General features: G+C 48.5%; 22 protein-coding genes. 21 read left to right on the forward strand and 1 reads right to left on the reverse strand.

Annotation, left to right across the window (positions count from 1 at the left end):
• Nucleotides 1-3 precede the first annotated feature (3 nt).
• From fabD to rnc, 4 genes are all read left to right on the forward strand, one after another.
• Entirely contained in the window at nt 4-924 is a 921-nt protein-coding gene (fabD, locus tag KNQ06_RS04405; RefSeq protein WP_035396761.1) for an ACP S-malonyltransferase, read from the forward strand.
• The gene (fabG, locus tag KNQ06_RS04410; protein WP_035396763.1) at nt 921-1652 is read left to right on the forward strand and encodes a 3-oxoacyl-[acyl-carrier-protein] reductase; all 732 of its coding nucleotides are present in this window, start codon (nt 921-923) and stop codon (nt 1650-1652) included. Before fabD ends, fabG begins: the two co-directional genes overlap by 4 nt.
• A gap of 70 nt (nt 1653-1722) precedes the next feature.
• Nucleotides 1723-1962 carry an acyl carrier protein gene (acpP, locus tag KNQ06_RS04415; RefSeq protein WP_029342095.1) on the forward strand — a complete coding sequence of 80 codons (240 nt, stop codon included), beginning with the start codon at nt 1723-1725 and terminating at the stop codon, nt 1960-1962.
• A gap of 56 nt (nt 1963-2018) precedes the next feature.
• Complete coding sequence (rnc, locus tag KNQ06_RS04420; protein WP_023468747.1) at nt 2019-2789, forward strand: ribonuclease III; 771 nt, start codon at nt 2019-2021, stop codon at nt 2787-2789.
• A 70-nt stretch (nt 2790-2859) separates the two neighbouring features.
• Here rnc and KNQ06_RS04425 read toward each other — a convergent pair whose 3' ends face one another.
• Entirely contained in the window at nt 2860-3060 is a 201-nt protein-coding gene (locus KNQ06_RS04425; protein WP_023468746.1) for a DUF1128 family protein, read from the reverse strand.
• A 126-nt stretch (nt 3061-3186) separates the two neighbouring features.
• Between KNQ06_RS04425 and smc the strand changes: the two genes are divergently transcribed.
• From smc to topA, 17 genes are all read left to right on the forward strand, one after another.
• The gene (smc, locus tag KNQ06_RS04430) at nt 3187-6750 is read left to right on the forward strand and encodes a chromosome segregation protein SMC (protein ID WP_215147419.1); all 3564 of its coding nucleotides are present in this window, start codon (nt 3187-3189) and stop codon (nt 6748-6750) included.
• Nucleotides 6747-7751 (forward strand): signal recognition particle-docking protein FtsY, encoded by a 1005-nt coding sequence (gene ftsY / locus KNQ06_RS04435; RefSeq protein WP_215147421.1) that lies wholly within the window; start codon nt 6747-6749, stop codon nt 7749-7751. Before smc ends, ftsY begins: the two co-directional genes overlap by 4 nt.
• Before the next feature lie 99 nt (nt 7752-7850).
• Nucleotides 7851-8171 carry a putative DNA-binding protein gene (locus KNQ06_RS04440; RefSeq protein WP_023468743.1) on the forward strand — a complete coding sequence of 107 codons (321 nt, stop codon included), beginning with the start codon at nt 7851-7853 and terminating at the stop codon, nt 8169-8171.
• Between the two features lie 12 nt (nt 8172-8183).
• The gene (ffh, locus tag KNQ06_RS04445) at nt 8184-9533 is read left to right on the forward strand and encodes a signal recognition particle protein (RefSeq protein ID WP_023468742.1); all 1350 of its coding nucleotides are present in this window, start codon (nt 8184-8186) and stop codon (nt 9531-9533) included.
• Between the two features lie 93 nt (nt 9534-9626).
• Nucleotides 9627-9902, forward strand: a complete 276-nt coding sequence (rpsP, locus tag KNQ06_RS04450; RefSeq protein WP_023468741.1) for a 30S ribosomal protein S16 — start codon at nt 9627-9629, stop codon at nt 9900-9902.
• Nucleotides 9903-9964: 62 nt separating this feature from the next.
• On the forward strand, nt 9965-10474 hold the full coding sequence (gene rimM / locus KNQ06_RS04455) for a ribosome maturation factor RimM (RefSeq protein ID WP_023468740.1): 510 nt from the start codon (nt 9965-9967) through the stop codon (nt 10472-10474).
• Nucleotides 10471-11199, forward strand: a complete 729-nt coding sequence (gene trmD, locus KNQ06_RS04460) for a tRNA (guanosine(37)-N1)-methyltransferase TrmD (RefSeq protein ID WP_023468739.1) — start codon at nt 10471-10473, stop codon at nt 11197-11199. The genes rimM and trmD overlap by 4 nt, the downstream gene beginning before the upstream one ends.
• Nucleotides 11200-11311: 112 nt before the next feature.
• The gene (gene rplS / locus KNQ06_RS04465; protein ID WP_023468738.1) at nt 11312-11665 is read left to right on the forward strand and encodes a 50S ribosomal protein L19; all 354 of its coding nucleotides are present in this window, start codon (nt 11312-11314) and stop codon (nt 11663-11665) included.
• 104 nt (nt 11666-11769) lie between these two features.
• The gene (gene lepB / locus KNQ06_RS04470) at nt 11770-12309 is read left to right on the forward strand and encodes a signal peptidase I (protein WP_034786034.1); all 540 of its coding nucleotides are present in this window, start codon (nt 11770-11772) and stop codon (nt 12307-12309) included.
• A gap of 147 nt (nt 12310-12456) precedes the next feature.
• Entirely contained in the window at nt 12457-13320 is an 864-nt protein-coding gene (gene ylqF, locus KNQ06_RS04475) for a ribosome biogenesis GTPase YlqF (protein ID WP_214723623.1), read from the forward strand.
• Between the two features lie 51 nt (nt 13321-13371).
• Nucleotides 13372-14124, forward strand: a complete 753-nt coding sequence (locus KNQ06_RS04480) for a ribonuclease HII (protein ID WP_214723621.1) — start codon at nt 13372-13374, stop codon at nt 14122-14124.
• 12 nt (nt 14125-14136) lie between these two features.
• On the forward strand, nt 14137-15003 hold the full coding sequence (locus tag KNQ06_RS04485) for a flagellar hook-length control protein FliK (RefSeq protein WP_214723619.1): 867 nt from the start codon (nt 14137-14139) through the stop codon (nt 15001-15003).
• Nucleotides 15000-15260, forward strand: a complete 261-nt coding sequence (locus KNQ06_RS04490) for an EscU/YscU/HrcU family type III secretion system export apparatus switch protein (RefSeq protein WP_214723618.1) — start codon at nt 15000-15002, stop codon at nt 15258-15260. Before KNQ06_RS04485 ends, KNQ06_RS04490 begins: the two co-directional genes overlap by 4 nt.
• A gap of 87 nt (nt 15261-15347) precedes the next feature.
• Nucleotides 15348-16508, forward strand: a complete 1161-nt coding sequence (gene sucC, locus KNQ06_RS04495; protein WP_215147423.1) for an ADP-forming succinate--CoA ligase subunit beta — start codon at nt 15348-15350, stop codon at nt 16506-16508.
• Between the two features lie 13 nt (nt 16509-16521).
• Entirely contained in the window at nt 16522-17439 is a 918-nt protein-coding gene (sucD, locus tag KNQ06_RS04500) for a succinate--CoA ligase subunit alpha (protein ID WP_023468731.1), read from the forward strand.
• Between the two features lie 83 nt (nt 17440-17522).
• Entirely contained in the window at nt 17523-18350 is an 828-nt protein-coding gene (gene dprA, locus KNQ06_RS04505; RefSeq protein ID WP_214805163.1) for a DNA-processing protein DprA, read from the forward strand.
• 47 nt (nt 18351-18397) lie between these two features.
• Nucleotides 18398-20494 carry a type I DNA topoisomerase gene (gene topA / locus KNQ06_RS04510; protein WP_029342082.1) on the forward strand — a complete coding sequence of 699 codons (2097 nt, stop codon included), beginning with the start codon at nt 18398-18400 and terminating at the stop codon, nt 20492-20494.
• Nucleotide 20495: the final 1 nt, after the last annotated feature.

Below are 20495 nucleotides of genomic sequence, written 5' to 3' on the forward strand. Positions count from 1 at the left end.
GAGATGGGGAAAACAGTTTGGATGTTTCCGGGACAAGGGTCACAAACCCCTGGAATGGGACAGACGCTCATCACGCAAGACGAGACACGCCAAGCACTCGCTGACCTCGGAACGCGAATTGGTCTGGATCTGACGACGCTGATGACGACAGGGACGAAGGATGAATTGAAAGCGACGGACATCGCTCAACCAGCCATCGTCGCACACAGTGCATTACTCGCACAGCAGTACGCAGCACAAGGACATACACCTGATTTCGTACTCGGACACAGTGTTGGAGAATATAGTGCGCTCGTCGCAGCTTCTGTCATCACACCGTCTGAAGCCGTCTATCTCGTCCGAGAACGCGGAAAACTCATGAATCAAGTCACGGGTGGAACGATGGCGGCGGTCATCGGCATGAATGATGTCGAGGCAGCCCATCACGCGGTCGAATCGATTGCGGCAACGGGAGAGATCGTCCAGATCGCCAACTACAACTGTCCCGGGCAATTCGTCATCTCTGGACAAATCGCAGCGGTCGAATCCGCTACAGCGAAGTTAAAAGAGCTCGGAGCAAAACGTGTCTTACCGCTTGATGTCTCAGGTGCGTTCCATTCGTCACTCATGACACCATTCGCACCACGATTCGAAGACATTCTCGTTTCGTCACCGTTTGAAGCGGCGAAGACGAAATTCATCTCGAACGTCGACAGTGCGTTCCACGATCAACCAGACGAATTGATTCGTTTGCTCGTTCAGCAGCTCTACTCACCGGTTCGATTCGAATCATGCGTCGAGCGTCTGATCGAAGAAGGTGCGGATACATTCATCGAGTTCGGTCCATCATCTCCGTTGAGCGGTCTCGTGAAACGAATCAAAAAAGATGCAAAGATCATCAGCATCACGACACTTGAGCAATTGGAAGCGGAGGGAATTCGTTGAGTAAAGTAGCACTCGTTACTGGCGCGTCACGCGGCATCGGAGCTGCCATCGCGAAGCGATTGGCAACAGATGGTTTCCGTGTCGTCGTCAACTATGCAGGAAGCACGGACAAGGCGGAAGCTGTCGTCCGTGAAATCAAGGAAGCTGGCGGAGAGGCACTCGCGATTCAAGCGAATGTCGCTGAAGCAGATGCTGTCAAACAGATGATCAAACAGACGATCGACACATTCGGTCAACTGGATTGTGTCGTCAATAATGCCGGCATCACGCGTGATGGTTTGCTGATGCGCATGAAGGAAGCAGATTTCGATGCTGTCATCGATACGAACCTGAAAGGGGCGTTTCTCGTCACGCAAGCCGCGACACGTCCGTTGTTAAAAACAAGCGGTCGTATCATCAACATCGCATCAGTCGTCGGTATTTCCGGAAATCCAGGGCAAGCGAACTATGTCGCAGCGAAAGCGGGTCTGATCGGGCTGACGAAATCTGTCGCACGTGAACTAGCTAGTAAAGGCGTCACAGTCAATGCCATCTGTCCAGGCTTCATCGAAACGGACATGACGGACGAATTGACGGAAGAACAGCGGAACCTGTCACTTGGGCAAATTCCGTTGAAACGCTTCGGTCAAACCGACGATATCGCTTCACTCGTCAGTTTCATCGCTTCAGATGAAGCACGATACATCACAGGACAAACTCTTGCCGTCGATGGCGGCATGACGATGTAACATAACTAACGGTAGTACTTTGCCAAATCGGCAATCATCTTATATACTCAACTCATGGAGGGATTTTAAAATGACAAAAGAACAAATCTTAGTAGACGTACAAGAAGCAATCGCAGAAAAATTAGGAAAAGAACAAAGTGAAATCACACTTGATAAATCGTTCAAAGACGACCTCGGTGCTGACTCTCTCGAAGTCATGGAACTCGTCATGGACTTAGAAGACAAGTTCGAAATCACGATCGAAGATGAGCAAGCAGAAAACTTGAAGACTGTCGGCGATGTCGTCAACTACATCGAAACACAAGTCTGATCATTGAAGCTGACCCACCGCAATTTGCGGTGGGCTTTAGCTGTTTAGGAGGAACTATGACGAATCAAAAAGGACGTCGTGTCCGAAAAGGACCCTATGTAAAACGACGCAAGGATGCTCGGACGCTCGCTCAAATCGAGCAGAAATTCGAAGCGTTACAAGAGCGCCTGAATATCACGTTTTCTAATGTCGAGCTATTAAAACAAGCCTTCACGCATTCTTCGTTCGTCAATGAACAACGCGAGTCTGAAGGGGATAACGAACGCCTAGAATTTTTAGGGGACGCGGTCTTAGAGTTGACGGTGTCACGCTATCTATTCGAACACTACCCGGAACGTTCCGAGGGGGAATTAACGAAATTGCGAGCGGCAATCGTCTGTGAACCGTCACTCGTCCAATTTGCGAATCACTATCAGTTTTCCGATATGATTCTGTTAGGTAAGGGGGAAGAACTGACCGGTGGTCGGAATCGTCCAGCCTTACTTGCGGATGTCTTCGAATCCTTCATTGGCGCCTTGTATCTTGACCAAGGCATCGAAGCAGCCGAACGATTCCTCGCCGAAGCGGTTTTTCCGAAAGTGGCGACAGGCTTTTTTGAAGAACAGACAGATTTCAAGAGTCAATTACAGGAAGCGATTCAACGTGTCGGCTTAGGTGTCATCGAGTATGAAATCATCGAGGAGCGCGGTCCGGCGCATAGTCGGGAATTCATCTCGCGTGTCCAAGTCGCGGATGAGCTGGAAGGGATCGGGACAGGCCGATCGAAAAAAGAGGCAGAACAACAAGCGGCAAAACAAGCCTTACTTGAATTAAAGAAACAGTTTTAAGCAACAAAAGGCCGACCATCTCTCGAATGCGTGAGAGATGATCGGCCTTTATCGTGTGAAGTTCGCTTGATTAGACAGTTTTGAGGGATTTCAGTTCGTCGACGATCGCATCGACCTCTGCCAGTGATAACGAGTCGCGCATCATGACGAACTCATAAATCTCTTTTAAGTCCTCGTTTTTTGAGCCGTCGAACTGTTCTGCTTTAATGACCCCTTTGTTGATGATGTTCAATTTATCTAAGATTGCTTCAATCATTTGTTCAATCGTCATCGTGTTATTCGCTCCTCTTCTTCTTGTTTCGCGTGATACTACCTTAAAACCTATCATGTTGCTAGCGTTTCGGCTATGGTAAACTGAAAGAAATTCAAAAGAAATTTAAACATACGGGTGATCAAGATGTACTTAAAACGAATTGAAATCAATGGCTTCAAATCATTTGCCAGTCGAACTGAATTAGAATTCCTTCCGGGTGTCACGGCAGTCGTCGGACCGAACGGAAGTGGGAAATCAAATATATCGGACGCTGTTCGTTGGGTGCTCGGAGAACAATCTGCGAAGTCACTGCGCGGGGCGAAGATGGAAGACGTCATTTTTGCCGGCAGTCTGTCTGAACACCGGAAACAATTTGCCGAGGTGACGCTCGTCTTAGACAACGAGTCGGGAACGGTTGCGTTGCCGTATCAGGAAATCAGTGTCACGCGGCGTGTCAGCCGCAACGGAGACAGCGATTATTTTTTAAATAAAAAACCATGTCGCCTGAAGGATGTCCTTGATCTGTTCATGGACACAGGCTTGTCGCGTGATGCTTTTGCAATCATCGGACAAGGGCGAGTTGAACAAGTCATCTCCGGTAAACCGGAAGAACGCCGTGCTGTCATTGAAGAAGCAGCAGGCGTCTTGAAGTATCGTCATCGCAAGAAGCAAGCCGAGCGGAAATTAAGTGATACGGAAGCGAATCTATCGCGTGTCGATGATATTTTATATGAACTTGGCGGACGAATCGAGCCGTTACGTGAACAAGCGGCGCTCGCGAAAGAGTATCTCGTCGCTCGAGAACGGCATGATGTCCTCGAGCGTGGTATCTTGGCGCATGAAATCACGACGTATCAGACGGAGCTCGAAACACTAGCGCGTGACATCGCACAATGTGAAGAACGCCTTGTGTCTCAAAAGACGACTTACGAAGAGACCGTCTTGTCCCGAGAAAATCAAGAATCGACGCTCGAAGAAGAACGACAACAAGAACACGCGTTGCAGGAGCAACTTCGACATGTCTCGACGCGACTTGTTGAGATCCAAGGTGCCCTTAACCTAGCGAAAGAGCGTGAAAAACACGGGACCGAGACGAAAGAGCGACTCGAACAAGAGGTTGCCGTCGTCGAAGAACGCGTCAAGGAACTGGAACTCGAACTGACCGCTTTACAGGAACGCCAAGCAGAAGTCGATCAGGAAGCAAAGCGGATCACAGCTGAACGGGAACGAGCCGATCAAGCGCTGACACAAACCGATCGTGATTTCGATAAGGAAGCCGAAGTATTACGTTCGGAAGCCTTTGAAGTGGCGAGTCGATTAGCTGCGACGAATAATGCCTATAATCGGGCGAAGCAAGATCTCATGCAGGCAGAAGAACAACAACGTTCATTTACGGCGGACAGCGGTACGAAACAATCGACGCGTCGTCAACTCGAGGAAGACGTCGCTCGACTAGAGGCGGATGTCGCTTCGATCCGGACGAAGTTGGACCAAGCAACGGAAGAAGAGACGACGGCACTTGCAGCACGAAATGAACAACAACATGCGTTACGACAAGTCGAACAGTCCGTTGCGGATTTAGAGCGACGTCGGCATAAGACGGAAGACCGGATTGAATTCCTTGAATCCGTCAAAGCCGACTATAGCGGTTATTTCGGTGCCGTGAAGACGATTTTAAAACAACGAGATCAGCACCCAGGTATTTACGGAGCGGTCGCGGAGTTGATTTCGGTTCCGGCGCGGTTTGAAGCGGCAATCGAGACAGCGCTTGGTGGGGCAATGCAAAACATCGTCGTTGATACCGATGCGACAGGACGTCGTCTGATCCAGGAGCTTCGGCGGTTAAATGCCGGTCGAGCGACGTTCATGCCGCTCGCCTCACTCCAAGCACGCGAAGTCAATCGTTCAGTACGAGAACAAGTCGGTGGAATGTCTGGGTTCGTCGGGATCGCAAGTGATCTCGTGACGACAGACGAGACGTTGACGAAATTAAAGATGAACTTGCTCGGTACGACACTCGTCGTCGAGTCACTCGAACAGGCGAACCAAATCGCCCGTTCGACAGGACATCGCTATCGTCTCGTCACGCTCGAAGGAGATGTCGTCAACGTCGGCGGTACGATGACTGGCGGAAGTCGGAAAAAAGGCACACCATTGTTCAGTCAATCGCGCGAGCTTGATGAGTTAAAAGAGGGACTGACGCGCGGGCAAGCGGTCATTCGAGAGCAGATGCGCCGCTTGGAAGATCTGAGAGCGGCGATCCAGACTCTTGATGCTACTGCTCGGACGCGGACAGAAACGATTCAAGCATTACAAGGACAACTCGAACAATCGCGCGATACGTTAGCAGATGCGAACCGTCATCTTGCTGTCATGACGTCTGAATTATCAGTTGAAGATCGACAGATGGCACGTGTACTCGAACAAGAACAGGAAGCACGTCGGATCATCGAGACGTCGGAAGTCGAGATCGCAAAATGGACGGAGCGTCAAACGGAGCTCAGACAAGCCTTAGATCGTCTCAAGGATGCGCAAGCCCGTGGTGCCGTCACGATGGACGAACTGAAGAAGGAACAAGCAGAAGCAGTTCTCGAAGAGCGGACGATTCAAATGAAACAAGCGCAGCTTACGCAAGAGATCGAACGCCTGACGGAACAGGTCAGTCACGCGAAGCTTGAACGTGGTCATAAACGCCGTGACTTGCGTCATGTCCTCGAAGGATTCGACGAAGCGAAAATCGATGCCTTGCACGCGGAACAGCGCGAACAGGAACAGGAACAACAACAGGTCGAGACCGAACTCGTCGCGATCGGGCAACGGATTCAAGTACAAGCAGAATCCCTGCGCTTGATCCGGATCCGCGAAGCGAAGACGAAGGACGATCAACAAACGACGAAACAGGCACTCGAGCAGCTACGACTCTCGCAAGGGAAAACGAGCACGCGTCTTGAGACAAGACAAGAAATGCTGGAAGAGATGGGATTACTGCTCGAACTGATTGCACCACTTGATTTATCGTATGAAGAGGCAAAAGAGGAAATTCATCTGCTCAAACGCCAACTCGAAGAAATCGGCATCGTCAACATCGGTGCGATTGAGGAATTCGCAGAGGTCGATGAACGGTTTACGTTCCTATCCGCGCAACGGGATGATCTCGTCGCTGCTAAAACCGATCTCTATGGCGTCATCGAAGAGATGGACCGAGAAGTCATTCGATTGTTCCGTCAAACGTATGATGCTGTCCGAGAACACTTCCGGGAAACATTCCGCGAGTTATTCGGGGGCGGTGAAGCCGATCTAGTCCTCGTTGACCCGAGTGATCTGTTGACGAGTGGAATTGATATCGTTGCCAAACCGCCTGGTAAGAAGCTGCAGAATTTGTCGCTCTTGTCCGGTGGAGAGCGTGCTTTGACAGCAATCGCCTTATTATTTGCGATTCTAAAGACACGTCCTGTCCCGTTCTGTGTCCTCGATGAGGTCGAGGCGGCGCTTGACGAAGCGAACGTCGCGCGATTCGGCGAGTTCGTCCATCAGCTAGCACGCGAGACACAGTTCGTCATCATCACCCATCGGAAAGGAACGATGGAGGCGGCAGATGTCCTTTACGGCGTCACGATGCAGCAAAACGGGATATCTGAAGTGTTATCCGTTAAACTAGAAGAGGCACGACGTACATTAAGTGAAGAACCAAAGGAGATTAAACGATGAGTTTCTTTAAAAAACTGAAAGACCGCTTGACGACTTCGACACAAGAAGTCACGACTAAATTTACGGAAGGCTTGACGAAGACACGCGACGGTTTAGCGAGTGCCGTCAATGATCTCGTCTACCGCTTCCGTGAAGTCGATGAAGACTTTTTCGAAGAGTTAGAAGAAGTGTTGATCCAAGCAGACGTCGGTGTGACGACGACGATGGATTTGGTCGAAGAATTAAAGACAGAAGTCAAACGACGTAACGTCAAGGATCCAAAACAAGTCCGGGATGTCCTCGTTGAAGTCGTCGCGAACATGTTATTCGAAGAAGAAGAGACAGCCCTTGATCTTGATCATGAGCTGAATGTCATTCTCTTCGTTGGTGTCAACGGGGTCGGTAAGACGACAACGATCGGGAAACTTGCGAACCGATTAAAACAAGAAGGTAAGAGCGTCATGTTAGCAGCGGGAGATACGTTCCGGGCTGGTGCGATCGATCAACTGCAAGTCTGGGGCGAACGCTCCGGTGTACCGGTCATCCGCCAAGGCGAAGGCTCCGATCCGGCTGCTGTCGTTTATGACGCCGTCCAAGCAGCGAAAGCACGTAAGGTCGACATCCTGATTTGTGATACGGCGGGACGCCTGCAAAACAAGGTCAATTTGATGAACGAGCTCGAAAAGGTCAAACGCGTCATTGAACGTGAGATTCCAGGCGCACCCCATGAAGTGTTACTAGCACTTGACGCAACAACAGGACAAAACGCGATGGTGCAGGCAAAAGCCTTCAAACAAGCGACGAACGTTAGCGGAATCGTTTTAACGAAACTTGACGGCACAGCAAAAGGTGGGATTGTTCTTGCGATCAAGAACGAGCTGAATCTACCGGTGAAGTTCGTGGGTCTCGGTGAAAAAATCGATGATTTACAACCATTTGACGCAGAACAATTCGTATATGGACTGTTCGGCGATGTCTTTGAAGAAAAAGAAAACGTCGACACGGAAGAAAGCGCGGAATAAGCGACGTTTCATGTAAAGAAAAAAACTTGACAACACACTGTGAGGGCTGTACTATACTATCTGTAAAGGAATTTCACTTAACATTGCGGAGGTGCTCGAATGACACTTGATAAAACGAACCGGATGAATTATCTGATTGACTTTTATCAGGAGCTTTTGACGCCAAAACAACGGAATTACATGTCACTCTATTACTTAGATGACTTTTCCTTAGGTGAGATCGCCGATGAGTTTGAAGTCAGCCGACAAGCAGTCTACGACAACATAAAACGCACGGAAGCCATGCTCGAGCAGTATGAAGAACGACTATCGTTGTTCAAGAAACACGAACGGCGAAAGCAGTTACTCGATCAGCTGAAGCAATGCGACCTTCCGGGTGAAGCCCTAGTGATCATTGAGACATTGGAGCAATTAGAGTAGGAGGCATTCTTAATGGCATTCGAAGGATTATCGGAACGGCTTCAAGCCAGTCTCGCTAAAATGCGAGGTAAAGGTAAGATTTCTGAAGCAGACGTCAAAGAGATGATGCGCGAAGTTCGCTTAGCGCTACTCGAAGCCGACGTCAACTTCAAGGTCGTCAAACAATTCGTAAATGATGTAAAGGAACGCGCCGTCGGACAGGATGTCATGACGTCTTTGACGCCAGGACAACAAGTCGTCAAAATCGTCCACGATGAATTGACGAATCTGATGGGTGCAGAAGTGTCACCATTGACGCTTGCGAACCGTCCTCCGACCGTCATCATGATGACGGGTCTGCAAGGGGCAGGTAAAACAACGACAACGGGTAAACTTGCCAATCATTTACGTAAAAAACATAATCGTAGTCCTTTGCTTGTTGCGGCGGATATTTATCGTCCGGCAGCAATCAAACAATTAGAGACACTCGGAAAACAATTGGAGTTACCGGTCTTCTCGATGGGAGATCAGGTTAGTCCACAAGAAATCGTTACCGGTGCACTCGATTATGCAAAAGAGCATCATCACGATATCGTGTTGATCGATACGGCAGGTCGCTTACACGTCGATGAGGAACTGATGCAGGAACTCGTTGATGTTAAGGAGATCGCCAAACCGCATGAAATCTTCCTTGTCGTCGATTCGATGACGGGTCAGGATGCCGTCAACGTCGCAGAGAGCTTCAACGAGAAGCTTGGCGTAACGGGAGTCGTTCTGACGAAGCTCGACGGAGATACGCGAGGTGGTGCAGCACTCTCCATCAAGGCAGTCACCGGAGCACCGATTAAGTTCGTCGGTCTTGGAGAGAAGCTCGATGCCATCGAACCATTCTATCCCGAGCGGATGGCGTCTCGGATTCTAGGCATGGGAGACATGCTGACACTGATTGAAAAAGCAGAGTCACAAATGGACGCTACGCGTGCCAAAGAGTTAGAAAGCAAAATGCGCGATGCATCGTTTACATTCGATGATTTCATCGAGCAGTTGCAGCAAGTGAAACAGATGGGTCCACTCGACGAACTGTTGGGAATGATCCCTGGGGCAGGTAAAGGGAAGATGAAGGGGTTGAAAAACGCCCAAATCGATGAGAAGCAACTCGTGTATGTCGAAGCGATCATCCAATCGATGACGAAACGAGAGCGGACTGAACCTGAAATCTTGAATGCGAGCCGTCGGAAGCGGATTGCCCGTGGTAGCGGACGCAGTATCCAAGAAGTCAACCGCCTCATTAAACAGTTCGAAGACATGCGGAAAATGATGAAACAATTTTCCGGACAGATGGGCAAAGGGAAAAAGAAAGGCTTTGGCCTTCCATTCTTTTAAAAGTCTTTTCTCTTTTGCTGTAACGTTGTATACTAATGAAGTTGTCAATTTGACTAAACGAAAAAATCATTTATTATTTGGAGGGACTTACGAATGGCAGTTAAAATTCGTCTTAAGCGCATGGGCGCAAAAAAATCACCTTTCTACCGTGTGGTAGTAGCAGACTCACGTGCACCACGTGATGGTCGTTTCATCGAGCAAATCGGATACTACAATCCAGTTGCTAAACCAGAAGCAGAAGTTAAAATCAACGAAGAGCTAGCTCTTAAATGGCTCTCTGAAGGTGCTAAACCTTCGGACACAGTTCGTAACCTCTTCTCACAAGCTGGTATCATGGAGAAATTCCACAACGCGAAACTCGCGAAGTAAGACGTTAGGAGGTGAGCGAAAGCTTACCTCCTTTTTTTAATTCAAGAAAGGAAGTGAAACGAATGGAATGGTTGGAAATTGCGAAAATCGCCAACACGCACGGTCTAAAAGGGGAATTGAAGTTACTCGCAAGCACGGATTTTCCGGAAGAACGCTTTAAGGTCGGAAAAGAAGTCTTTCTCGGCTCTGAAGGCACGTATACACCGGTAACGATCAGTGGCTACCGAAAGCATAAACAATTCATCATGGTGACGTTCAAAGGGATGCATCATATCAATGACGTCGAGAAGTACAAAGGATTGAAACTCTATGTCCATGCAGAAGACTTACAGGACTTAGACGAGCATGAATTTTACTATCATGAGATCATCGGTTGTACGGTTTATGACGGTGAGACGAAAATCGGAGTCGTATCCGACATTCTCGAAACGGGCGCAAATGACGTCTGGACGATCAAACGCGACGGAAAAAAAGATGTCCTGATCCCGTATATCGAGCAGGTCGTCGCTTCCGTCGACGTCGAACAGAAACGCATTCAGATCACGCCGCTTCCGGGACTGATCGAGGAATGAACATCCGTGTATTGACGCTGTTTCCAGAGATGTTTTCAGCGCTTGATCATTCGATCGTCAAGCGAGCGCAAGACGATCAACACGTCATACTCGAAACAATCAATTTTCGAGACTTTTCAACGAATCGACATGGTAAGGTCGATGATTATCCGTATGGCGGAGGAGCCGGCATGCTGTTGACACCTCAACCCGTCTTCGATGCGATGGCAAGTCTACCGGAACGAAAACGACGAATCATCGTCATGACACCGACCGGTAAACGGTTTTCGCAACGAATGGCGGAAGAATGGGCAAACGAAGAAGAACTTGTCTTCTTATGTGGCCACTATGAGGGGTTTGATCAGCGAATCCATGATCAGTTGGTGACGGATGAGGTCTCGCTCGGAGACTTCGTCTTGACGGGAGGAGAACTCGCTGCGATGACGATGATCGACGCCGTCGTTCGCCTCTTACCGGACGTCCTCGGTGCTTCTGCGAGTCACGAAGATGATTCCTTCTCGACGGGACTTCTCGAATACCCGCACTATACGCGTCCGGCAGAATATAAAGGGTATCGAGTACCCGATGTCTTGTTATCAGGCAACCATGCCCGAATTGAAAAATGGCGACGGGAACAGTCGCTGAAGCGGACATATGAGCGGCGTCCTGATCTTCTCGTGGATGCATCGTTAACGGATGAAGATCAACGTTATTTAGACTCGATTTCAGGATTGTCAAACGACTGAATCTATGATAAGTTAAAACATGTGGCAAAAGCCACCCATTAACGATGTTCCGCTGTCGGATGCTTGAAGCAAATGAAGATAAGAACATTGGTGAAAAAAGGAGAAATCATTCATGAACACACAACAATTGTTCCGTGAACTTACACAAGAACAAATCAAGTCAGACGTCCCTGCGTTCCGTCCTGGGGATACAGTCCGTGTACACGTTAAAGTCGTCGAGGGTACGCGTGAGCGTATTCAGCTCTTCGAAGGCGTAGTCATCAAACGTCACGGTGGCGGCATCAGTGAAACATTCACAGTCCGTAAAATTTCTTACGGAGTTGGCGTTGAGCGTGCTTTCCCGCTCCACTCACCACGTGTTGCACAAATCGAAGTCGTTCGCTACGGTAAAGTCCGTCGTGCGAAACTTTACTACCTCCGTAACCTTCGCGGTAAAGCGGCGCGTATTAAAGAAATTCGTCGTTAATCATGTGAAAAAGTGGCTTGTCTCCGGACAAGCTTCTTTTTTTTGCAGTTTATGCGTATACTAGTCCTTAGGAAGAAATTGCGTTAATCAAGGGAGTGGAATTCGTGAAGGAGTTATTCAGTTGGGTAAAGGCGCTCGTCGTAGCGCTCGTCATCGCGTTCATCATTCGAACGTTCCTGTTCGTACCCGTCATCGTTGATGGGGAATCGATGATGCCGACCTTACACAATGCGGATCGAATGATCGTCAATAAGGTCCCGTACTATTTTAATGAACCAGAAAGAGGCGATATCGTCGTCTTCCATGCAACGGAAACGCGAGACTACATCAAACGGGTCATCGCTGTTCCGGGAGATACGATGTATTACAAAGACGATACGTTGTATGTCAACGATAAGAAGGTCGCCGAACCGTATCTGAAAGAATACAAAGCCCAGATGAGTGGTGTGCCATTGACGGAAGACTTCACGCTTGAAGAGCGAACAGGAGAGACGACTGTTCCAAAAGGGAAAGTATTCGTCATGGGAGACAATCGTCAAAATTCAAAAGATAGTCGTGATATCGGTTTCGTGGATGAAGAACAAATCGTCGGAACGACGAACTTCGTCTTCTATCCATTCAATGATGTACGCTCTGTCGATTAAAACGAAAGAAGATGAGACGCTTGCCGTTAAAAGTAAGCAGCTCATCTTCTTTTCTTGTCTTAAGTTGCGTATACTAGGGAGTGGATGTTTTTTCATGTATCGTATGATCAGCAAGAAGTCCAGGAATATATGAACGAGGTGAAGGATATGACGATTCAATGGTTCCCCGGTCACATGGCCAAAGCACGTCGGGAAGTCACAGAAAAATTAAAGTTGATCGATGTGGTGATCGAACTCGTCGATGCACGTCTTCCGATGTCGAGCCGTAACCCGATGGTCGAACAGATTACGGCAGGTAAGCCGCGACTGATCGTCCTCAATAAGGCAGACATGGCGGATAAACGATTGACAGAACAATGGATGAACGCATTACGAGCAGATGGTGTCGATGTCGTCGCGGTTGACGCGAAGCATAACAAAGGATTGAATCAAATCCATGAAGGTGCGTTACGTTTAATGAAAGAAAAGCATGCACGGATGCGAGAAAAAGGTCGGAATCCGAGTGCAATCCGTGCCTTGATCATCGGTATTCCAAACGTTGGGAAATCGACGCTCATCAATCGTCTCGCTGGTCGGAACATCGCAATCACCGGTGACCGTCCGGGTGTGACGAAACGCCAGCAATGGATCAAAATGAAGACAGGTGAGATGGAATTACTCGATACACCAGGTATCCTCTGGCCGAAGTTCGACGATCAAGTCGTCGGGTATCGGTTAGCAGCGACAGGAGCGATCAAGGATGATATCTTAAACATCGACGATATCGCGCTATTTGCCCTTCGTGAGCTAAAGACAAGGTATCCGGAGCAATTGCGTGAGCGCTATCGTCTCGACGAAGTATCGGGAGAAGCGGTTGATGTACTCGAAGCAATCGGTAAAAAACGTGGTTTCGTCTCAGGTGGCTATGTCGATTTCGAGCGGACGAGCGAAATGCTCCTGCATGAACTACGAACGGAAAAGCTAGGTCGAGTGACGCTTGAAACGGTTGAAGAGTGGGAAACGCATGCATAACGGACTTGGACATCTTTTGATGTCCAAGTTTTTTTCAAAGGAGCAGGATGTATGAAGATAGCAGAATTAAAAGAACGATTGCAAAAAGCAACATTAGAAGAATTTATTCAGTTAAAGCAGGAACTGGCGTCAGATACGCGAAAAGGGGTGCATACACTGTTTCGTCAGACAGAACGACGATTTGCGCACGAAGAGCAGCAACGGATCGATTTCAAGGAACGACTCGCATTTGAAGACGAGTATCGTCAGCAAGGATACGTTCGAATTGCAGGAGTGGACGAAGTCGGGCGAGGTCCACTAGCTGGTCCGGTCGTCGCAGCAGCGGTCATCTTACCAGACGGATTCTATCATCCAGGACTAACGGATTCAAAACAGATGAGTAAAGTACAGCGGCAAGCGGCACTTAAGCATCTGCAAGAAGTTGCTGAGATTGCGATCGGCATCATCGAACCGGCTGAAATCGACGAAATCAATATCTATCAGGCGTCGAAACGGGCGATGCAAGACGCAGTACACCAATTACGACCGGATGCCTTACTTGTCGATGCGATGACACTCGACGACGATACACCACAACTCTCTCTTATCAAAGGAGATGCGCGAAGTGTCTCCATTGCTGCTGCAAGTGTCGTTGCGAAAGAGACACGAGATGCGATGATGGAACAATACGCAATCGAGTATCCGGGATATGGATTTGAAACACACGCAGGTTACGGAACACCGATACATTTACAAGCGCTCGATACACTGGGCGTCACACCGATTCACCGGAAAACATTCCGTCCTGTCAAAGAACGTCTTTAGGAGGAATCGAGCATGCAAATCGAACATCGTGCCTTACTTCCATTTAAAATCATCGATCATGCGAACCTACCGTTACGGGAAGGAGCAAACATCGTCGGTAAAGTATTGAAGCTGTTGCCGGACGGATTAATGGAACTCCAAGTCGGTCAACGCGTCTTGACGGCAGGGACGACGGCTGAATTAAAAGAAGGGAACATGTATCGCTTTCAAGTCGTTTCAGCAGAGGGACAACCGGTTTTAAAAATTATCTCGACCGAGTCTGTTCCGCAAAAGTCGGCTCTCCCCCAGTTACTCGACTCCTTTTTACAACGCCAGACGGTACCGACTGCGGAAACACGGGAACTCCTAAGGCAAATTGGTCAACCGGTGACGGAAGGAGAAGCGAAGCAGTTAAAACACGCCCTTACCGAACTCGTTCAACTGGCAAAGGGTGACGAGACAGGTCGAACGCTTGATCGAAAGACGAGTGATCAGATTTTAGCGCAACAACTCGTCCAAGCAACGAACGAAGCAGGGAAAGGAGTCTATTTATTTCAATTACCTCAATTTGGACCATTCGAAGATGTTGATCTCATGATGGAAGCACCGTTCGAACGGACGTTTGATCCAAATCATGCCCGCGTCGTCCTATATCTTCAATTACCGACGCTCGGTGAGGTCGCTGTCGACGTCTTGATCGTAGACCGGAATGTTTCGATTTCCGTCTTTCATCCAAATGCGCACGTCAATACGTTCATGCAAGCCTACACACCGCAAATTCAGACTCGTCTTGAGGAACAAGGCTATGCATTGACGCGATTCGATTGGGTCGAACAGACGAAAGAGCGCGTACCGCATGATATCTCAACGCGTAACGGAAGGGTGGATCTTCATATATGAAAAAAGCAATAGCTCTATCATACGAAGAACAGATGCATGCCCCAAAAGTCGTTGCTAAGGGATCGGAACACATCGCAGAACGGATTTTAGAAGAGGCATTAAAACATGATATTCCGATCCGGCAGGACGAAACATTGATGACGTTACTAGATGCTGTTCAAGTATCAGAACAGATTCCGGAAGAATTATACGGTGTCATCGCTGAGTTATTCGCCTTTTTATATCGTCTCGATCAAGATGAACTTCTGAAAAAATAAAGCTTTCGGTCGATAACGATAGACAGCGCTTCCAATTTTAACTACAATGAAAGAGCCGAAACTAAAGGGGTTAAGGGGGATTTTTTCATGAATGTACATGAGTATCAGGCAAAAGAATTACTTCGTTCGTACGGTGTACCCGTACCAAACGGAATCGCAGCCTTCACCGTCGAAGAGGCGGTCGATGCATCAGAACAATTGTCAGGCCCGATCAAAGTCGTCAAAGCTCAAATTCACGCGGGGGGACGCGGTAAAGCAGGTGGCGTCAAGCTTGCGAAATCGCAAGAAGAAGTGAAGGAATATGCGACGGAGTTACTCGGCAAAACGCTCGTCACGCACCAAACAGGTCCAGAAGGAAAAGTCGTTCAACGTCTTCTCGTCGAAGAAGGGTGTGCGATTGACAAAGAATACTATCTTGGAATCGTACTTGATCGTGTGACAGGACGTGTCGTCATCATGGGATCAAGTGAAGGTGGTATGGACATCGAAGAGGTGGCGGAAGCGAGACCAGAAAAAATCATCAAAGAAGTCGTCGATCCTGCAGTTGGTCTTCAAGGATTCCAAGCGCGTAAACTTGCGTTTGCAATGGGTGTTCCTGTGAAGCTCGTCAACAAGTTCGTCGGTATGGTCACGAAACTCTATAACTTCTTCGTCGACAAGGATTGTTCGATCGCAGAAATCAACCCACTCGTTACGACGAAGGATGGCGAAGTCCTCGCACTGGATGCGAAGTTGAACTTCGACTCAAATGCATTGTATCGTCATGCGGACATCGTGGCGTTACGTGATGAAACAGAAGAAGATCCACGCGAAGTCGAAGCATCAAAGAGTGATTTGAACTATATCGCGCTCGATGGAAACATCGGTTGCCTCGTCAATGGTGCTGGTCTTGCCATGGCAACGATGGATATCATCAAACACTTCAGTGGTGATCCTGCGAACTTCCTCGATGTCGGTGGTGGTGCGACGAAGGAAAAAGTAACAGAAGCCTTTAAACTGATCTTGTCGGATGAGAACGTCAAAGGGATTTTCGTCAACATCTTCGGTGGAATCATGAAATGTGACGTCATCGCAGAAGGTATCGTTGCGGCGACAAAAGAAGTCGGTCTCGAATTGCCACTCGTCGTTCGTCTTGAAGGGACGAACGTTGATGCAGGGAAACAAATTCTCAAAGATTCAGGTCTAGCGATTACAGCAGCTACATCAATGGCAGACGGCGCAGAAAAAATCGCTGCGCTCGTGAAGTAAGGGGGAGCTAAAGATGAGTATTTGGGTGAACGAATCGACGAAAGTCATTATTCAAGGGATTACTGGTAACCAAGGGATGTTCCACGGTGAACAGATGATCGACTACGGCACAAACCTCGTAGGCGGTGTCACACCAGGAAAAGGCGGTACGGAAGTACTCGGTGGTGTTCCTGTCTTTGATACGGTCGCACAAGCGGTCGAAAAAACGGGTGCGAACGCATCGATCATCTACGTACCACCAGCATTCGCAGCGGATGCAATCATGGAAGCAGCAGATGCGAACATCGCGCTGATCATCTGTATCACGGAAGGTATTCCAGTTCTTGATATGGTCAAAGTAAAACGTTACCTCGAAGGCAAACCAGTTCGTCTCATCGGACCGAACTGCCCGGGCGTCATCACTCCAGGTGTCGCGAAACTTGGTATCATGCCAGGATATATCCATACACCAGGTCATGTCGGTATCGTCTCACGTTCTGGGACTTTGACATATGAAGCTGTCCATCAATTGACGACTGCTGGTATCGGTCAATCGACAGCTGTTGGTATCGGGGGCGACCCGGTCAACGGAACGGACTTCATCGATACGCTCAAAGCATTCAACGAAGATCCAGAAACAAAAGCCGTTATCATGTTAGGGGAAATCGGTGGAACAGCTGAAGAAGAAGCGGCTGAGTGGGTCAAAGCGAACATGACGAAACCAGTCATTGGTTTCATCGGTGGTCAAACAGCTCCTGCCGGCAAACGGATGGGTCACGCAGGTGCGATCATCTCTGGCGGTAAAGGAACAGCTGCTGAAAAAATCAAGACACTCCGTGCAAACGGAATCGAAGTGGCAGAAACACCAGCTGTCATTGGTGAGACGTTAATCCGTGTCATCAAAGAAGCAGGGATCTATGACGAGTGCGTGACGAACAGCACAGTCAAATAAATCAAAAAAAGGAGCTGTCCTGATCAAATCAGGACGGCTTTCTTCTATATAAATAAGAAGCTTAAATAAGGAGCGCTGATCTCATGAAACGTGAACTGTATATCCGCTTCGCCATGTGTCAGGTACCCTACACGATCGTCCGATTGATTGAGCAATTTGGAATCGTTCCAAGTCATGAATTACCCGTTTCGACGCGTCTTCGAAAACGGTATGAACAAGCATTACAGCTTGATTGGATCGAAGAGTCGATTCTAGTCAAAGGAGATCCACTGTTTCCGACTGTGTTACTGACGATCCCTCAACCGGTCTATGCCCTCTTTTACCGCGGTGATCCGTCCCGCCTAACACTTCCACGCGTCAGTATCATCGGTAGTCGAACCCCCTCACCGCACCATCTTTCCCGCATGCGTTTCTTGCAACCCTTCTTTCATCCAGATCTCGCCACCGTTTCCGGAGGTGCCTATGGTATCGATGCCCTCGTCCATCGCTTGTCCTTAAAACATCAGCAGACAACGATTGCGGTTCTTGCAGGAGGACTTGATCGTCTATATCCTACTTCCCATGCTTCTCTTTTTGAACGCATCCTCTCGAACGGTCTTCTTCTCTCTGAATATCCACCTGGAACTCCTATTCAAAAATTTCAATTTCTAGAACGGAACCGGATCATTGCTGGATTATCTTCATCGTTGATCATCGTCGAAGCGGCGAAACGAAGCGGTACGATGAATACTGCCAGTCATGCGCTTGACCAAGGAAAAGATGTCTATTGTTTGCCGGGTTGTCCCACGGAATCGTTCTTTACCGGAACGAATCAATTGATCGCAGAAGGAGCGATTCCACTCCTTGATCCGGAAGAAGTTTCAAAAAGTATTCGGCTGAACGTTGACAAATGGGAATCGAGACTACTATGATAAGTGAGATTAAAATACGAGTACGCCTCTAATAGGGAGCGATTGCAATGGCAAAATATCTAGTAATCGTCGAGTCACCCGCTAAGGCAAAAACCATTAAACGTTATCTCGGATCCAACTATACCGTGAAAGCGTCGATGGGGCACGTCATTGACTTGCCGAAAAGCCAAATGGGAGTCGACGTCGAACATGACTATGAACCGAAATATATCACGATCCGTGGTAAAGGTCCGGTCTTAAAAGAACTCAAGACAGCTGCGAAAAAAGCACAAAAAATCTATCTCGCAGCCGACCCCGACCGTGAAGGGGAAGCGATCGCATGGCATTTAGCTAAAGCATTAGGCGTTGATGAATCAACGGAGTGCCGCGTCGTCTTCAATGAAATCACGAAAGATGCCATCAAGGATTCGTTCAAGCGACCACGCAAGCTCAACTATGATCTTGTCGATGCGCAACAAGCCCGTCGTATCTTGGACCGCCTTGTTGGTTACAGCATGAGTCCGTTATTATGGAAGAAGATTAAAAAAGGGTTATCTGCGGGACGCGTTCAATCCGTTGCCGTCAAGATGATCATCGATCGTGAACAAGAAATCAATGCGTTCATGCCTGAAGAATACTGGACGATCAAACTCGAACTCGATGCAAACGGTGAAAAGCTCGAAGCGAACTTCTACGGAGTCGATGGCAAGAAGCGTGAACTTCATTCGCAAGAAGAAGTCGATCAAATCTTGAATCAACTCTCAGAAGACTTTACAGTTGATTCCGTCACGAAAAAAGAGCGGAAACGGAATCCGGCGTTACCGTTTACGACGAGTTCTTTGCAACAGGAGGCAGCACGTAAGCTGAACTTCCGAGCGAAGAAGACGATGATGATCGCACAACAGCTATACGAAGGAATCGAAATTGGAAAAGAAGGTACAGTCGGTTTGATTACGTATATGCGTACCGATTCGACACGGACGTCAGATTCGGCGAATCTCGAAGCACACGGGTTCATTGAGCAGGCGTACGGAAAAGAATACATCGCAAGCGAGAAACGTAAAGAAAAGAAATCAGCGAACTCACAAGATGCACACGAAGCGGTTCGTCCGACTTCGACGATGCGCGAGCCACAACTCGTCAAATCGTATTTATCGCGTGATCAGTTCCGCTTATATAAACTAATTTGGGAACGGTTCGTCGCAAGCCAGATGGCGCCAGCGATTCTCGATACTGTCAAAATCGATCTCGTCTCGAACGACGTCACGTTCCGTGCGAACGGGTCGACCGTTAAATTCCCGGGCTTCATGAAGGTCTACATCGAAGATACGGACGATGAGGCGGTTTCAGACGTCAAGGAAGGACTACTTCCTCCACTCGATGAAGGGGAAGAGTTGAAACAATCAGCAATCGAACCGAAACAACACTTCACACAACCACCGCCACGTTATACGGAAGCACGTCTTGTCCGGGCGATGGAAGAGCTCGGTATCGGTCGTCCGTCGACGTATGCGCCGACGCTCGATACGATTCAAAAACGGGGTTACGTGACGCTTGAAGAGAAGAAATTCTTACCAACGGAACTCGGTGAACTCGTCATCGATATGATCAGCGACTATTTCCAAGAGTTCATCACTGTCCAGTTCACGGCAGACATGGAAGCTTTACTCGATGCGATCGAAAAAGGTGACATGCAGTGGACGGAAGTCGTCGATCCAATCTATAAATCCTTTGCAAAGCGTCTGACACGAGCAGAAGCAGAAATCGAGAAGATTGAAATCAAAGATGAACCGGCTGGAGAAGATTGTGAAGTCTGTGGTCATCCGATGGTCATCAAGATGGGGCGTTATGGCAAGTTCATGGCGTGCTCGAACTTCCCAGAGTGTCGTAACACGAAACCGATCCAAGTCGAGATCGGTGTGAAGTGTCCGACATGTGGAACGGGCGACATCGTCGAACGTCGTAGTAAAAAAGGACGTTTGTTCTACGGTTGTTCGAACTATCCGGAGTGTGAGTTCGTCTCATGGGATAAACCGGTCGAAGAACCATGTCCGGTATGTAGTAGTATGATGGTACAAAAGAAAATCAAGAACGGTGTGAAAGTAGAATGTACATCTTGTGGACATCATGAAACACGCATCGATCAGGAGCAAGAGGAGGAATGAC

Origin of the sequence: Exiguobacterium sp. s91, from assembly GCF_018618915.1 — a bacterium.
Classification (GTDB): domain Bacteria; phylum Bacillota; class Bacilli; order Exiguobacteriales; family Exiguobacteriaceae; genus Exiguobacterium_A; species Exiguobacterium_A abrahamii.

Bases quoted from the DNA above. Each gene is read 5' to 3' on its own strand.
- fabD (WP_035396761.1), top strand. From the start codon at position 4: ATGGGGAAAACAGTTTGGATGTTTCCGGGACAAGGGTCACAAACCCCT.
- acpP (WP_029342095.1), top strand. From the start codon at position 1,723: ATGACAAAAGAACAAATCTTAGTAGACGTACAAGAAGCAATCGCAGAA.
- rnc (WP_023468747.1), top strand. From the start codon at position 2,019: ATGACGAATCAAAAAGGACGTCGTGTCCGAAAAGGACCCTATGTAAAA.
- KNQ06_RS04425 (WP_023468746.1), bottom strand. From the start codon at position 3,060: ATGACGATTGAACAAATGATTGAAGCAATCTTAGATAAATTGAACATC.
- smc (WP_215147419.1), top strand. From the start codon at position 3,187: ATGTACTTAAAACGAATTGAAATCAATGGCTTCAAATCATTTGCCAGT.
- ftsY (WP_215147421.1), top strand. From the start codon at position 6,747: ATGAGTTTCTTTAAAAAACTGAAAGACCGCTTGACGACTTCGACACAA.
- KNQ06_RS04440 (WP_023468743.1), top strand. From the start codon at position 7,851: ATGACACTTGATAAAACGAACCGGATGAATTATCTGATTGACTTTTAT.
- ffh (WP_023468742.1), top strand. From the start codon at position 8,184: ATGGCATTCGAAGGATTATCGGAACGGCTTCAAGCCAGTCTCGCTAAA.
- rpsP (WP_023468741.1), top strand. From the start codon at position 9,627: ATGGCAGTTAAAATTCGTCTTAAGCGCATGGGCGCAAAAAAATCACCT.
- rimM (WP_023468740.1), top strand. From the start codon at position 9,965: ATGGAATGGTTGGAAATTGCGAAAATCGCCAACACGCACGGTCTAAAA.
- trmD (WP_023468739.1), top strand. From the start codon at position 10,471: ATGAACATCCGTGTATTGACGCTGTTTCCAGAGATGTTTTCAGCGCTT.
- rplS (WP_023468738.1), top strand. From the start codon at position 11,312: ATGAACACACAACAATTGTTCCGTGAACTTACACAAGAACAAATCAAG.
- ylqF (WP_214723623.1), top strand. From the start codon at position 12,457: ATGACGATTCAATGGTTCCCCGGTCACATGGCCAAAGCACGTCGGGAA.
- KNQ06_RS04480 (WP_214723621.1), top strand. From the start codon at position 13,372: ATGAAGATAGCAGAATTAAAAGAACGATTGCAAAAAGCAACATTAGAA.
- KNQ06_RS04485 (WP_214723619.1), top strand. From the start codon at position 14,137: ATGCAAATCGAACATCGTGCCTTACTTCCATTTAAAATCATCGATCAT.
- KNQ06_RS04490 (WP_214723618.1), top strand. From the start codon at position 15,000: ATGAAAAAAGCAATAGCTCTATCATACGAAGAACAGATGCATGCCCCA.
- sucC (WP_215147423.1), top strand. From the start codon at position 15,348: ATGAATGTACATGAGTATCAGGCAAAAGAATTACTTCGTTCGTACGGT.
- sucD (WP_023468731.1), top strand. From the start codon at position 16,522: ATGAGTATTTGGGTGAACGAATCGACGAAAGTCATTATTCAAGGGATT.
- dprA (WP_214805163.1), top strand. From the start codon at position 17,523: ATGAAACGTGAACTGTATATCCGCTTCGCCATGTGTCAGGTACCCTAC.
- topA (WP_029342082.1), top strand. From the start codon at position 18,398: ATGGCAAAATATCTAGTAATCGTCGAGTCACCCGCTAAGGCAAAAACC.